The following is a 13,274-nucleotide window of genomic DNA, read 5'->3' on the forward strand; positions in this document are numbered from 1 at the left end:
GGCCGCGTAGGCGGATGCGACGGAGAACTTCCCGATTCCCAACCGGATGCTGCACACCGGCTGTACCGCCGAGCAGCTCATGGCGGCCGCCCGCGATGTCGCGCCGGTCTACTACGAGCGCTACATGATCGACTACAACAACAAGTCCCCGCAGGTACATGAGGCGGTGCAGGACCGGATTCACTGGTTCTACTCCATGGATTACCCGGGCCGGCGCGCCTACTCGGAGAACCTGGCCACCGACATCTACTACGAGAAGCTTGCTTTCGCGTTGCCGAACTGGGCCAAGCTGTTCTTCAACAACCACGGTGTTGCTGCCCGGACCACCGACGTGTGCGAGCAGCACCCCGCTGCCGACATGGGGGTGTGGAACTGGATCTGACTTTTAAGTCAGCGGTGCCATCACCCGGCGTGCGGTGGCCAGCAGGATCTCGTGTAGCTCCTCGTCGGCGATGTCCTCGAGTTCCGGATCGGCTGCCGCGGTGAAGGTCCCCGCCATCAGCGCCGTGGTGATGACGCGGGCCGCCGCATCCGGATCGGGACCGTGCAGGATCGCCGCGGCGTCATCGCCGACGGCCATGAAGTCTTCGCGGGAACGTATGGCGTGCTCCACGGCGCGGTCATAGAACAGGAAGGTCAGCCGGCGATATCGCACCGCGAGCTCGACGACGCCGCTGACCGTCACATCGCGCTTGCCCTGCTGAGTGGGCATGGCCTGGGCGATTTTGATGACCCGGACGATGTCGTCGAACATCGGCTGCACCAGGGCGATGACGATGTCGTCTCGGGACCGGAATTGGTAGTAGACGGCCGGCTTACTCACGCCCAGCCGGTCGGCGATCATCTGCATGGACGTACCGCCCACGCTGTGCTCCACGAACAGGGCCAACGCCGCCTGCAGCACCCGCTCGCGCGCGGATCCGCGCGGCGCCACCGGCTTGGCCACGACATCCCTCCCGTCGACGCGGCCAGCCTATCGCGCGGCGCTTTCGCTACAGCTCTGCCACGACCCGCGACGTGGGAGCCGGGGCGTGGCGGCGCTGGCGTTCCATGGTGGCGAAGTAGAACGCGTAGGCGAACGCGCAGCTGGTGAACAGGCTCGAGACGAAATACAGCCAGGGACGCCGCAGCCCGCGCCGGTAGCCATCCGCGATGGTGAACAGCGGCAGCAGAATCACGTTGATGATGGTGTAGTCCTGGCTGGCCGAGCCGGCCGCCGGATTGGTGAACATCAGCTGGATGTACTGCGTCCAGCTGCCCGGCCCCCAGATCGGATTGTGGTTGGGGCCGTGCGCGTATTCCTGGACGAACCGGATGTTGAAGTACCAACCCAGCACGATCGAAGCGATCCCGATCGCGAAGTACACGATCTCCAGAAGTGAGAAAGCGCTGCCCCCAGAGGGTTTCGCGAAGACCGCGCGGTTGGACGCCACGATCCACCAGATAGTCGCCAGGCCGAGCACTGCATGCACGATGAGCGAGATCATGCGGTCAGTCTCACCGCCCGCCGCCAGTTTTGTCAATAATGACATTATTGGTCCGCTCGCGCTGAGGTACGTTTACCGGCATGCCCAGAGCGCCCCAGACCGCCCGCAGCGAACGCACCCGCGAAGCGTTGCGCCAGGCCGCGCTGGTCCGCTTCTTGGCGCAGGGTGTGGAGGACACCTCCGCCGAGCAGATCGCCGCCGACGCCGGGGTGTCACTGCGAACGTTCTATCGGCACTTCACCTCCAAGCACGATCTGCTGTTCGCCGACTACGACGCCGGACTGCAGTGGTTCCGCAGCGCCCTGGCCGCCCGCCCGGCCGCCGAGCCGATGATCGAGGCGGTCCAGGCGGCCATCTTCGCGTTCCCCTACGACGTCGAGGCAGTGACCCGCATCGCTGCACTGCGTGCCGAGGAACTCGATCCGGAGCGGATCGTGCGCCATATCCGGCAGGTGGAGACCGATTTCGCTGACGCGGTGGCCGAGCGGCTGCGGGCGACCGCGGCGAACGAATCAGCTGACCCGCTGCGCGTGGCCGTGACGGCCCGCTGCATCGCGGCCGCCGTGTTCGCTGCGATGGAGGTCTGGATGCTGGGTGCGGACCGCTCGCTGGCCGAGCTGGCCCGGATGTGCCGTACCGCGCTGGACTCGCTGGGCAACCTCAAGTTACGTCAATATTGACAAAACAATCCACTCATGTCAGCGTTCCTCCGAAAGCGGGAAGGGGCGGATGGATGACCGATTACGACGCGATCGTCATTGGCGCCGGACACAACGGCCTGGCCGCGGCGCTCATCCTGCAGCGCGCCGGACTGCGCACGCTGTGCCTGGAGGCCGGGCGCTACGCCGGCGGGATGGCCTCCACGGTGGAGCTGTTCGACGGCTATCGGTTCGAGATCGCCGGCTCGGTGCAGTTCCCGACGTCGGCCGCGGTCAGCGCGGAGCTGGGCCTCGACGGTCTGGAGAGCATCGACCTCGAGGTCATGTCGGTGGCGATGCGCGGCGTCGGTGACGACCCGCTGATCCAGTACACCGACCCGGTGAAGCTGTTCACCCACCTCAGTGAGGTGCATGGCGCCGAGGCGGTCAACGGCATGGCCGGGTTGCTGGCCTGGAGTCAGGCGCCCACCCGGGCGTTGGGGCGCTTCGAGGCGGGTCGGGCGCCGCGATCCCTCGACGAGATGTACGCCTGCGCCGCAAATGAATTCGAGCGCTCAGCCATCGACGACATGCTGTTCGGATCGGTCACCGACGTGCTGGACCGGTACCTGCCCGATCGCGAGAAGCACGCGGCGCTGCGCGGCTCCTTCACCGTGCTGGCCGTCAACACCCTCTACCGCGGGCCCGCCACCCCCGGCAGTGCCGCGGCACTGGCCTACGGCCTGGGTGTGCCCGACGAGAACACCGTGCTGATGAAGAAGCTGCGCGGCGGAATCGGCGCGCTCACCGGGCACCTGTGCGACACATTCACCGGCCTGGGCGGACAGCTGCGGCTGCGCACCGCGGTCGCGGAGATCCTTGTCGCCGATGGGGCGGTCAGCGGCGTGCGCACCGAGGCCGGCGACACCGTGAGCGCACCGGTGGTGGTTTCGGCGATCGCGCCCGACGCCACCGTCACCGGACTGCTTGACCCGGCTGCGGTTCCAGACGACGTCCGCGCCCGCTATGCCCGCACCGACCATCGCGGCAGCTATCTGCAGATGCATTTCGCGCTGGACGAGGCGCCGGTGTTCGCCACACCCTACGAGGCGCTCAATGACCCCGCGATGCAGGCCTCGTTGGGAATTTTCTGCACGCCCGAGGAAGTGCAGCAGCAGTGGGAGGATGCGCGCCGCGGCATCGTCCCGGCCGATCCGACCGTGGTGCTGCAGATCCCGTCGCTGCACGATCCCGAGCTGGCCCCGCCGGGCAAGCACGCGGCGTCGGCGTTCGCGCTGTGGTTCCCGATCGAGGGCGACGGCAACTACGGCGAGATGAAGGTCGAGATGGGCCGGCGAGTGATCGACAAGATCACCAGGCTGGCACCGAATTTCGAGCGCAGCATCACCCGCCACACCACCTTCACGCCACGCCATATGGGCACCATGTTCGGAGCGCCCGGCGGGGACTACTGCCATGGCCTGTTGAACCCCGACCAGATCGGGCCCAACCGGCCCGGGCCCCGGGGCTTCGTGGGGCAACCGCTACCGGTCGAGGGACTGTATCTGGGCAGCGCGGGCTGTCACGGCGGCCCGGGGATCACGTTCATTCCCGGCTACAACGCCGCCCATGCGGTGCTGGCGGACCGGAACTAGGTCAGCCGGCCAGCTCACCGGCGATGTCCTGGCGGCCCAGCCCACCGCGGCTGCGCTGATCGGTCAGGTTGCGGCATTCGCCGTAGATATCGATGCTGCCGAAGCGGGGATGGTCCGGCTCGGGTGCCATGATCGCCATCAGCTGTCCCTGGTGCAGCACCCGGCCGTACGGCATCTTGCCCGCCGGTGGACCCTCATCCCAGCCGAGCCGGGTCATCACCGCCGCGACGTGGTCGATATAGGCCTGCTTGTCGGCGTCGACCGGAAACGTAAAGACCACCTCGGCGACGCCGCGGTAGGGCGCCTCGTTCTGGTCGTTGCAGGATTCGAACCGAAACGAGGCGGTGAAATCGCGCAGGTCTGCGCCCTGCACGATCGCCTTGGCCGGCTCGACGACCTGGGCCCGAGTCTGTTCGTCGGTCAGTTCCGGCCCTTCGAGTTCGCTTCGCCGGTCGTGGGCAGACATCGCGCACCCTCCTATCAGTGCCGTCGCAACCAGCGCCACCGCCCGGCGCCAGGTGCGGTCAGCGGTATTGGTGATCATCGGTGATCGTTGCTGGTGCACGTTTGCCTTCCGGGTCGATGAGTGCCGGGGTGCCCGGGATCCGGGTGTCCACGTGCGGCAGGTCGACCTCCCCGAGGAACGGGACGTGGACCTTCTCCGGCAAACCGATGTGGGCCTGGCGGCGGCCGTCGGCGATCAGGCCCCCGTCGGCCAGTGAGTGCCCCTTGTCGGCGGCGATGTCGGTCATCGCCCGCAAGGATTCACTGCCCACGTCGTAGTAGCGGGAGTGATCGCCGAACGCCAGCCCCTGGTGACCGACCGCCTCGGCCCGAAAACGCACCGAGCCGAAGGAATCGCCGGCCGGATCGGTGCCCAGCCCGGCCATCTCGCCCAGCGGGTGGTGCATGGTGTGGTTGATGAAGTCCGGCGCCAGCCCGGACTGGCCCAGCCACGACACCGGATCGCTGGAGGCCGCGCCGACGTAGACCTGGCCGCCGTTGAGATGAAAATCGGCGGCGCTTTTCGCCACATCCGTTCCGGGGCAACCGATCAGCACCGCATCGTTGGCGTGCATCCCGCTGTTGGCGAACGCGTCGGCCACCGTGGTGGCGCCGTAGGAGTGGCCGATCACCGTCACGTGCGACGACAATCCGGCGTCGTGGGTCGCCGACAGGCCGTTGACGTCAGCGGCCAACAGCTCGCCACCGTCACGCGCCAGCCAGGGCGTGGCGATTCGCAGGTCTGCCGGACTGTCCGGGGCGTCGTAGCCCATCCAGGCCAGCACCGACGTCGACTCACCGGGATTGGCCAACCGCATCTGGTCGTAGAGGTTGGTGGCGTCGCTGCTCTCCAGCCAGCCCTGCTGCACGCTGTTGCCGGTGCCGGGAACCACCACCGCGGTGTTGGCGGCATGGTCGGGGTTGCCGAGCGCGACCGCCGCCGTGCCCTGACCGTTGAACGCCGACGGGTCGTACGCCCACAGCAGGGCCTGACGCGCGGTCGTGCCGTCGGGGTTGACCTTGCCCGCCATGTGCTGCAAGCCCTTTTCGGTCTGCACCGCATTGGCATAGCGGGTGGCATCACCGGCCGACAGGCCGTAGACGCCGGGGTTGCGCAGCACGTCGTCGACGGAGACGCCGCGCAGGTTTGCCAGGTCGCGCACCCGGTTGAGGTCGTCGTGCATCACCGCGAGGTTGACTTCGTTGCGGGCGTCGGCAGGGATGCCGTTGAGGTTGCCCAGGCCCGGGTCGTGCTGCGCGAGATAGGCCGCGCGCTGCTGCGGGGTCAGCGAATTCCACCAGTTCGTGACGGCCTGCGGGTCGGTGTCGGACGGGGGGATCGGCATCAGCGGATCACCCAGCGGCGAGGTGGGCTGGTCGAGGTTTTTGACCAGCCCCGGGTCATAGCCCTCGGCGCGCAGCCGGGCCTCGGCGGCGCGCAGCGCGCCCAGGTAGCCGTCGCGGATGACCTTGATGCGGCGCAGCGTCTCTTTGGTGTCGTCGATCGCTGCCTGCTGCAGGTTGTGGATCTGGTCGTGGACTCCCCGGCGCTGCTCGGCGGTCAGATCGGAGTTCTTGTCCACCTCGAGCCAGTGCGTCAGGTTGGTGTCAATCGCCTGGAGGACGGTCTCGAGCTCGGAGATGCACGCCTCCGACGACTTCTGTGCTTCGGCCAGCGCCGCGGCGATGCTCTCCAGATCGGCCGCGATCTTGGGCAGCTGCTCGGCCTGCACTCCCAGCGAGGTGGTGACCAGCCGCACCTGCGCGGAATCGTTGATCGGATGATCGCCGTTCTCCCGGTTCCAGGCGCCTTCGAACCGCTTGCGGGCCTGCTCGAAACTGGCATCGGCTTCGGCGGCGGAGCTCCCGGCGTTGTGAAATGCCTTCGCCAGACTGTCGATCTGGGCCGGCCGGCCGTGCTGCAGCGCGGCGTTGATCGCCCACGGATCACCGCCGGCCTCGGCGACCAGCAGCGGGATGCTGATCGACTCCAGGTGCACCGATGACCCCTTAGCTTGCGCGGCGATCAACGCTACCACCGCGGTGGCCGGGGTCAATTCAGTTCGGGTTCGCCCCCGCCAGCAGCTCGTCGAGCAGCCCCCGGAACGTTTCCGGGTCCGCCGGGGTGAACGCCGGCCGCGGCCAATGGTTGTCGTGCAGATCCAGGGTGATCAAGGTGGATCGCAGCGGCCGCTTGATGTCCAGCGGCAGCCAGCGGCGCAGATCCGAGCTGCCCCACAGCCGGAAGCGGTGAGTCAGCGCGCCCAGCGGTTCGGCGCGGTAGCCGCGAATCGCCGACAACGGGATCACCTTCGAGGTGCCGGAGGGAAAGTGGTAGCGGCGCAACGTGATCGCCCTGCCGTCCAGGGCGATCAGGCCGTCGTCGTAGGAGCCGCTCACAGCTTCTCGCAGCGCAGCTCGTGGCCCTTGGCGGTCAGGCAGCGGCCGGTTTTCAGATCCCACTGCCAGCCGTGCTGATTGCAGGTCAAAGTGTTGCCCTCGACCACCCCGAACTTCGACAGATCGGCTTTCATGTGCGGGCAGCGGCGCTGAATCTGCCAGTCGCCCAAGGTGATCGTCGCCGAGTCGTCGTGGCTCTCCCCGAACCAGCCGTCGGCGTAGACGATCCGATCCTCGGTGAGGCACTTGAAGAACGTGTAGAGGTACTCGTTGTAGCCGCCGACCCGCCAAGCCTTGAATCGGGTCGACAAGAAGATGGTGTTGACCCAGTCGGGTTCGCCGTCGCGCAGCACGGTGCGCACCAGCTCGGGCGGGATACCGAAGCCGTAACGGAACTTCTCGCCCGGAACCGGTTCGCGCACCATGCGTTTCGGGAAGTCCAGCACGACGGTTTCGCTATGGGCCCCGCTTTGATCCGACCCGTCCAGCACCAGCTCCACCGGATAGCCGATGCCGTCGCAGATCTCGTTGCTCTTGGCCATGATCGGCTCGAACAGCGCCCGCAGCGGCTCCAGCATCGCCGGCCCGGCAGCCGGCGCCCAGGACGCCTTCTCCGCGGCCAGCACCGGCGCCATCCGATCGGCGTAGGCGGCGATGTAGTCGGCCTTGCCGGAAGTGAAGATCGCCTCGACGTCGTCAACCGGGTGGGTCAGCGAATCCAATTGTGCCCCGGCGAACGTCGCAGATGACCCGGGGATCATCAGCAGTCCGCCGTCGTGGCCGTTGCGGCGCAGCTGATCCAGGAACACCATCTCGTCGGGGAAGATGTTGGCCGGATCGCCGTGGTCGTCGTTGAGGTAGCGCAGCTCGGGATCCAGAAAGCACGGTGGGCCGGCCGACGGCACCACCCACCGGGCGTCGACGTGCGCGACGTATTGGCGGGCGCGGTCCATCTGCCGTTGCCGCTTCTGGATGCCGAACGCCTCCTTGGCCCGCTCCGGCATGTCGTAGACCATCGGGTACCAGATCGCCCCGGAGTACTGCAGCAAATGCACGTCGATGTTCTCGAACGCCTTGAGCACGTCCAGGTCGATCGGGCGCGAGTCGTTCATGTTGAAGACGGTGGTCGCACCGTCGGAAACCACCAGCCCCGAGTCGCCGATCGGGCCGTCGGCCGGGGCACGCAGCGCGATGATCATCACGTCGAGATCGCCCTTGGGGCCGCTCACGGTGTGCCGCACCGAGTCGGTGGTCTCGAAGAACCGGTGGAAGCCCAGCTTCTCCAGTTCGGTGCGCAGATCCGGGACCGGATAGTCGGGCAGCAGCACCACCGCGTCCTTGCTGACGTGGGCGGCCAGGTGCCGCGGGTCGAAGTGGTCGTGGTGCAGATGCGAGATGTAGAGGTAGTCGCAGTCGCCCAGGGCGTCCCAGTCCAGCGTGGAGTTGTCCGGGAACGGGAACCACGACGCGAAGTAGGCCGGGTTCACCCACGGGTCGCACAGGATGCTGCCCGCGGCGGTCTCGATCCGGAAGCCGGCGTGTCCGACGCTGGTGACCCGCACTAGTACCTTCCCGACGCTGTAGCAGATTCCTCCCGAGCTTAACGGCGGCACGGCCCGCGGCATCGCCTAGGCTGGACGACTGTGGAGCCGTGGTACGGGAGCGTCGCGACAACCGCCCGCACGTTATGGCGCTTTCAGGGGGTGAAGATCACCGTCACCGGCGCGCAGAACATCCCCGCCAGTGGCGGCGCCGTGGTCGCCATCAACCACACCGGCTACCTCGACTTCGCGTTCGCCGGCCTGGCCGCCTACGACAACAAACCGCGGCGCCGGGTGCGGTTCATGGCCAAGAAGGAGACCTTCGACAACCGCTTCACCGGCCCGATCATGCGCGGCTGCCGGCACATCGCGGTCGATCGCGGTCAGGGCGCCGACGCCTACGCCTCCGCCGTCGATTACCTGCGGGCCGGGGAGCTGGTCGGGGTCTACCCGGAAGCGACGATCAGCCGCAGCTTCGAGCTCAAGGAGTTCAAGAGCGGCGCCGCCCGGATGGCACTCGAGGCGCAGGTGCCGATCATTCCGCACATCGTGTGGGGCGCCCAGCGGGTCTGGACCAAGGACCACCCCAGACGGCTGGGGCGCTCCAAGGTGCCGATCTCGGTGGCGGTCGGCGAACCGATACCGCCGACGCTGCCCGTCGAGGACTTGCGGGATCTGCTGCAGACCCGCATGCAACACCTGCTCGAGCAGACCCAGGACGCCTATCCCGAACACCCGGCCGGCGAGTTCTGGGTGCCGCACCGCCTCGGCGGCGGTGCCCCCACCCCGGCCGAGGCGCTGCGGCTCGACGCCGAGGAAGCCGCCCGCAAGGCCGAGGCGCGGGCCGCCCGGGACCCGCAGCCGCCGACTGCGACGGGCGCCGCGGAGTAGCCCTGGCATGCAGCCGGTTTTTCGTGCGCTGGAGCTGACAGCGGTGACCGCGGTGAAGGTCTCCGGCGCCCGCATCGACTTTCGCGGCCTGGAGCACATCCCGGCCGAGGGCGGCGCGGTGATCGCGATCAACCACACCGGCTACGTCGACTTCCTGCCCGCGGCGCTGGCGGCCTATCGTCGGGGCCGGCGGATGCGGTTCATGATCAAGGCCGAGATGCAGCAGGTGCGGGTGGTGAATTACCTGATCCACCACACCGGCACCATCCCGGTCGATCGCGGCGCCGGATCCGACGCCTACCGGCACGCGGTGGCCGCGCTGCGCTCCGGCGAGGTGGTCGGCGTCTACCCGGAAGCCACCATCAGCCGCAGCTTCGAGCTGAAGGAGTTCAAGTCCGGGGCCGCCCGGATGGCGCTCGAGGCGCAGGTGCCGATCGTCCCGCTGATCGTGTGGGGTGCCCACCGGCTGTGGACCAAGGATCATCCGCGGGCGCGGCTGATCGGCAGCCGGATCCCGATCACCGTGCTGGCGGGCCCGCCGCTGGCCCCGGCCGGCGACGCCGCCGGCCTCAGCGCCGCGTTGCGTGCGCAGATGGCGCCGATGCTGGCCGGCGTCCAGCAGGACTATCCGCACCCGGCGGGCCAGTACTGGGTGCCGCGGCGCCTGGGCGGTACCGCCCCCACCCCGGCGGAGGCCACCGTCCTCGACGAACGCGAACTGGCGCAGCGGGCGGCCCACCGAACACGGAGCGCCGAGGATGGCTGAACCCTTCTTCCGCACCCTGGAGATCGTGATCCCGGCGCTGGTGAAGGCCAACGGGCCGCACCCGACCTTCGAGGGCCTGGAGAACATTCCCGAACGCGGCGGGGCGGTGCTCGCTCTCAACCACACCAGCTACCTGGACTGGTATCCGGCCTCGATGGCGGCCCTGCAGCGCCGCCGCCGGTTGCGGTTCATGATCAAGGCCGAGATGACCGAGGTGCCGGTGATCAGCTACGTGATCAAGCACATCAAGCTGATCCCGGTCGACCGCTCGGCCGGGGCCGGCGCCTACGACGTGGCGGTGCAGCGGCTGCGCGAGGGTGAGCTGGTCGGGCTGCATCCCGAGGCCACCATCAGCCGCAGCTTCGAACTGCGCGAGTTCAAGACCGGCGCCGCCCGGATGGCCCGCGCCGCCGGTGTCCCGATCATCCCGGTCATCGTCTGGGGCATGCAGCGGGTATGGACGAAGGATCACCCGAAGAACCTGTGGCGCAACCACGTTCCGGTGCTGGCGAAGATCGGCCGGCCGATGGCCGCCACCGGTGACGTCGAGGCGACCACCGCCGCGCTGCGTGAGACCATGGCCGCCATGCTCGACCAGGCGCAACTGGAGTACCCGCACCCCGCCGGCGCGTACTGGGTGCCGCGGCGGCTCGGCGGCGGCGCCCCCACCATGGCCGAAGCCCTGGTGATGCGCGAAGCCGAACTGGCCGAACGCGATCGCAAGCGGCTCGAGCGGGCACAGCGGGGCCGGCTGCGGCGCACGCTGGCCGGACTGAGTCGGCGCTGATGGAGTACCCGGTTCCCGCGCTGATCGCCAGCGACGTCGACGGCACCCTGCTCGACAACACCGAGAACATCACCGCGCGCACCCGGGCGGCGGTGCACGCGGCCGTCGACTCCGGCGCCGGCTTCATTTTGGCGACCGGGCGCCCACCGCGCTGGATCGCCCCGGTCGTCGACGCGCTCGGCTTCGCCCCGCTGGCGGTCTGCGCCAACGGGGCGGTCCTCTACGACCCCGACACCGACCGGGTGATCTCGGCGCGCACGCTGTCGGCCGACAGCCTGGTCAAACTGGCCGAGGTCGCCGGACGCGTCCTGCCCGGCGCGGGTTTGGCGGTGGAACGCATCGGCGAGCGCGCACACGACGCGGCGACGCCGCAGTTCGTCAGCTCACCGGGCTATGAACACGCCTGGCTCAACCCGGACAACACCGAGGTCTCCCTGGCCGACCTGCTGTCCCAGCCGGCGATCAAGCTGCTGATCCGCCAGGCCGGGGCGGCCAGTGCCGACATGGCGGCGCAGCTGGCGCCGCATATCGGCAGCGCCGCGGAGATGACCTATTCCACCAACAACGGGCTGGTCGAGGTGGTGCCGGCCGGGATCACCAAGGCCACCGGCATCGAGGAGCTGATCACGCCGCTGGGAATCGGCATCGATCAGGTGGTGGCCTTCGGCGACATGCCCAACGATCTGCCGATGCTGCTGGGGGCGGGCCATGGCGTGGCGATGGGCAACGCGCATCCCGAGGTGCTGGCGGCGGCTGCCGAGATCACCGCGCCCAATACCGACGACGGCCTGGCGCGGGTGCTGGAACGGTGGTGGAACCCCAGCGGGGGTTAACCGATTTCCAGCACCCGGGAGAAGCGCTCCAGCTGCACCGGCGGGCCCTCCGGCGGGGGTGGCGGCAGCTCTTCGGCGTTGCCGTCGATAACCCGGACGACGCTGCCGCTGGCCCGGTTGTAGTTCAGCGTGCCGTGCTGGAAGTTCTGCCCGATCCACTCCGGTTCGGGGATCTCGGCGCTGGTGGGCAGCCCCAGCATGCCGCGCTCGTAGCCCAGCGACGCCCAGGCGTCGTAGATCGCCCCGGTGATCGGCTGGGCGCCGGTCTCCGGTGACCAGTACACCGCGCCGTGCTCGAAGGTCGCGTACTTGGTGGAACCCTCGCCGATCGCCTCAGGCGAGGTGACGGCGCCGAGCAGGCCCTCCGGGCCGCCCAGCTCCAGCCAGCGGGCGTGGATGGCGCCACCTTGCATCGTCCGGGCGAGGTCTTCCGGTCCCGGGGGGTCACCGAATCGGGCCGCGATCTCGCGGATCTCGTTGAGCGCCACATACCCCTGCTCGCCGGGGCACTCGGTCGCGTCGAGGTCGCGGTGGCCGATGATCGCCGGCAGCGTCAGCTCCGAGCCGCGGGGAACGTGGGTGAACGCGCCGCCGGCGGAGGTCAGGTGCACGGTGCCGCGCGGGTCGGCGAGGTCCAGGCCCAGCCGCCAGCCCAGCAACCGGCCGACGGTCTCGAGCTGAATCGGCGGGGGAGGCGCGTCGTCGAAGGTGCCGATCATCGACACCCCCCAGGTGTTCTTGTTGAACCCGCCGGCGTGGCTGCCCACGATGCCCTTGGTGACGCCGCCGGCCCGGCCCTCGAACACCTGGCCGTACTTGTCCACCAGCGCGTTGTAGCCGATGTCGCACCAGCCCAGGGTGCGGGTGTGGTAGGCGTAGATGGCCCGGATGATCTCCGCCGAGTCCTCGGGGGAGTAGTCGTTGGAGCCCGCGGTGTGATGCACCACCGCGGCGTGGATCGGGCCGCTCTCCGCCGGCTTGCCGCACCGCCCGCGGGCGCCGGCACCCCATTGGCTGCGCGGAATGATGTTGGGCGGCTGTCCCGGCGCCAGGGCCGCGCTCGGCGGCGACCACTGCGCGTCGACCGGGGCTTTCGGGGGGGTGATCAGCACCGCGGAGATGTTCTGGGCGAACGGCTGGGCGGCGGTGGCCGGGATGTAGCCCAGGTCGGGTTTGGGCTGTTTCGGCGGGGTCTGCTGCTTGGCCGGAGTCTTCGCCTGGGCGGCTGGGCCCTGCCGGGTGACCGCGATCTGCACCGCTGTGGTGCGCCCGACGAAAACCGGCTCGGTCCCGTCCGGCCCCGGGGCGTCGGCGGGCCGGGCCGGCGACGCATGTTCGGTGACCTCGTGGGCGGTGGCGTACCAGGGCCCCCAGGAGCCGTCGGAGCGCTTGGCGCGGATCTTCGCCGAGGTGCCGCTGAGGTCGGCGCCGGTGAGCGCGACCATGGTGAACGGCTCGTCCTGGGTGATCTCGCGGACGGTGACGCCGGGCTCCAGGTCGGGCAGCGGCTGCTGGTTCAGCTTGGTCGCGGCGGCGCTGGGTGTCTCGTCCGTCGGAGATCCCGATCCATAGCCCAGTGCCCACGGCAGGATCAGCACGGTCGCGACGGTAGCGGTCAGCTTGATCGTCGGCGGGGGGCGACGGGTTGGCACGTGCTGATGTTACGTATGTGTCTCGTGTTGTTAGTGATGCGACACGCGACCCTGGGGGCCGGCCGAATTGTTAACGGCACCGCAGAGTCCTCCGTTGCCCTGGCGGGCTGACTCTGCGGT

General features: G+C 68.9%; 13 protein-coding genes and 1 pseudogene. 7 read left to right on the forward strand and 7 right to left on the reverse strand.

Going from position 1 to position 13,274, the window contains the following annotated elements; genetic code table 11:
- Positions 1-10: 10 nt before the first annotated feature.
- Positions 11-382 (forward strand): annotated as a pseudogene (locus AC5Y31_RS17005) (DUF5078 domain-containing protein); the annotation flags it as partial.
- A 3-nt stretch (positions 383-385) separates the two neighbouring features.
- Here the strand turns inward: AC5Y31_RS17005 and AC5Y31_RS17010 are convergent.
- Together AC5Y31_RS17010 and AC5Y31_RS17015 are read right to left on the reverse strand one after the other, a co-directional pair.
- Complete coding sequence (locus tag AC5Y31_RS17010; RefSeq protein ID WP_499981725.1) at positions 386-946, reverse strand: TetR/AcrR family transcriptional regulator; 561 nt, start codon at positions 944-946, stop codon at positions 386-388.
- A gap of 46 nt (positions 947-992) precedes the next feature.
- Positions 993-1,487 (reverse strand): DUF2834 domain-containing protein, encoded by a 495-nt coding sequence (locus tag AC5Y31_RS17015; RefSeq protein ID WP_499981727.1) that lies wholly within the window; start codon positions 1,485-1,487, stop codon positions 993-995.
- A gap of 80 nt (positions 1,488-1,567) precedes the next feature.
- On the opposite strand from AC5Y31_RS17015, the gene AC5Y31_RS17020 reads away from it, so the two are divergent.
- Entirely contained in the window at positions 1,568-2,167 is a 600-nt protein-coding gene (locus AC5Y31_RS17020; RefSeq protein WP_499981728.1) for a TetR/AcrR family transcriptional regulator, read from the forward strand.
- A gap of 53 nt (positions 2,168-2,220) precedes the next feature.
- The gene (locus AC5Y31_RS17025; protein ID WP_499981732.1) at positions 2,221-3,780 is read left to right on the forward strand and encodes a phytoene desaturase family protein; all 1,560 of its coding nucleotides are present in this window, start codon (positions 2,221-2,223) and stop codon (positions 3,778-3,780) included.
- 1 nt (position 3,781) lies between these two features.
- Here the strand turns inward: AC5Y31_RS17025 and AC5Y31_RS17030 are convergent, their stop codons facing one another.
- The 4 genes from AC5Y31_RS17030 to AC5Y31_RS17045 are packed head-to-tail and all read right to left on the reverse strand — an operon-like array spanning position 3,782 to position 8,246.
- The gene (locus AC5Y31_RS17030; protein WP_499981733.1) at positions 3,782-4,246 is read right to left on the reverse strand and encodes a lipoprotein LppJ family protein; all 465 of its coding nucleotides are present in this window, start codon (positions 4,244-4,246) and stop codon (positions 3,782-3,784) included.
- A 58-nt stretch (positions 4,247-4,304) separates the two neighbouring features.
- A complete protein-coding gene (locus AC5Y31_RS17035) occupies positions 4,305-6,284 on the reverse strand; it encodes a putative alpha/beta hydrolase (RefSeq protein WP_499981790.1) in 1,980 nt (659 codons plus the stop codon).
- A 58-nt stretch (positions 6,285-6,342) separates the two neighbouring features.
- Positions 6,343-6,684 (reverse strand): hypothetical protein, encoded by a 342-nt coding sequence (locus AC5Y31_RS17040; RefSeq protein WP_499981735.1) that lies wholly within the window; start codon positions 6,682-6,684, stop codon positions 6,343-6,345.
- Complete coding sequence (locus tag AC5Y31_RS17045) at positions 6,681-8,246, reverse strand: MBL fold metallo-hydrolase (RefSeq protein ID WP_065025127.1); 1,566 nt, start codon at positions 8,244-8,246, stop codon at positions 6,681-6,683. The genes AC5Y31_RS17040 and AC5Y31_RS17045 overlap by 4 nt, the downstream gene beginning before the upstream one ends.
- A gap of 81 nt (positions 8,247-8,327) precedes the next feature.
- Here AC5Y31_RS17045 and AC5Y31_RS17050 point away from each other — a divergent pair, with 81 nt between their 5' ends.
- From AC5Y31_RS17050 to AC5Y31_RS17065, 4 genes are read left to right on the forward strand one after another with little or no spacing between them, the layout of a single operon-like run.
- On the forward strand, positions 8,328-9,116 hold the full coding sequence (locus AC5Y31_RS17050; RefSeq protein WP_065025128.1) for a lysophospholipid acyltransferase family protein: 789 nt from the start codon (positions 8,328-8,330) through the stop codon (positions 9,114-9,116).
- A gap of 7 nt (positions 9,117-9,123) precedes the next feature.
- Positions 9,124-9,882 (forward strand): lysophospholipid acyltransferase family protein, encoded by a 759-nt coding sequence (locus AC5Y31_RS17055; protein WP_065025129.1) that lies wholly within the window; start codon positions 9,124-9,126, stop codon positions 9,880-9,882.
- Positions 9,875-10,669 carry a lysophospholipid acyltransferase family protein gene (locus tag AC5Y31_RS17060; protein WP_065025130.1) on the forward strand — a complete coding sequence of 265 codons (795 nt, stop codon included), beginning with the start codon at positions 9,875-9,877 and terminating at the stop codon, positions 10,667-10,669. The genes AC5Y31_RS17055 and AC5Y31_RS17060 overlap by 8 nt, the downstream gene beginning before the upstream one ends.
- On the forward strand, positions 10,669-11,502 hold the full coding sequence (locus AC5Y31_RS17065; protein ID WP_065025131.1) for a Cof-type HAD-IIB family hydrolase: 834 nt from the start codon (positions 10,669-10,671) through the stop codon (positions 11,500-11,502). Before AC5Y31_RS17060 ends, AC5Y31_RS17065 begins: the two co-directional genes overlap by 1 nt.
- Here AC5Y31_RS17065 and AC5Y31_RS17070 read toward each other — a convergent pair.
- On the reverse strand, positions 11,499-13,154 hold the full coding sequence (locus tag AC5Y31_RS17070) for an N-acetylmuramoyl-L-alanine amidase (RefSeq protein WP_065025132.1): 1,656 nt from the start codon (positions 13,152-13,154) through the stop codon (positions 11,499-11,501). The two genes, AC5Y31_RS17065 and AC5Y31_RS17070, sit on opposite strands and share 4 nt — an antisense overlap.
- Positions 13,155-13,274: the final 120 nt, after the last annotated feature.

The sequence above is a fragment of the Mycobacterium sp. NGS18 genome (assembly GCF_059813185.1).

What these genes read in the sequence shown, in the direction of transcription:
- AC5Y31_RS17065 (WP_065025131.1), top strand. Translation starts at nt 10,669, where the DNA reads ATGGAGTACCCGGTTCCCGCGCTGATCGCCAGCGACGTCGACGGCACC.
- AC5Y31_RS17060 (WP_065025130.1), top strand. Translation starts at nt 9,875, where the DNA reads ATGGCTGAACCCTTCTTCCGCACCCTGGAGATCGTGATCCCGGCGCTG.
- AC5Y31_RS17020 (WP_499981728.1), top strand. Translation starts at nt 1,568, where the DNA reads ATGCCCAGAGCGCCCCAGACCGCCCGCAGCGAACGCACCCGCGAAGCG.
- AC5Y31_RS17015 (WP_499981727.1), bottom strand. Translation starts at nt 1,487, where the DNA reads ATGATCTCGCTCATCGTGCATGCAGTGCTCGGCCTGGCGACTATCTGG.
- AC5Y31_RS17030 (WP_499981733.1), bottom strand. Translation starts at nt 4,246, where the DNA reads ATGTCTGCCCACGACCGGCGAAGCGAACTCGAAGGGCCGGAACTGACC.
- AC5Y31_RS17055 (WP_065025129.1), top strand. Translation starts at nt 9,124, where the DNA reads ATGCAGCCGGTTTTTCGTGCGCTGGAGCTGACAGCGGTGACCGCGGTG.
- AC5Y31_RS17025 (WP_499981732.1), top strand. Translation starts at nt 2,221, where the DNA reads ATGACCGATTACGACGCGATCGTCATTGGCGCCGGACACAACGGCCTG.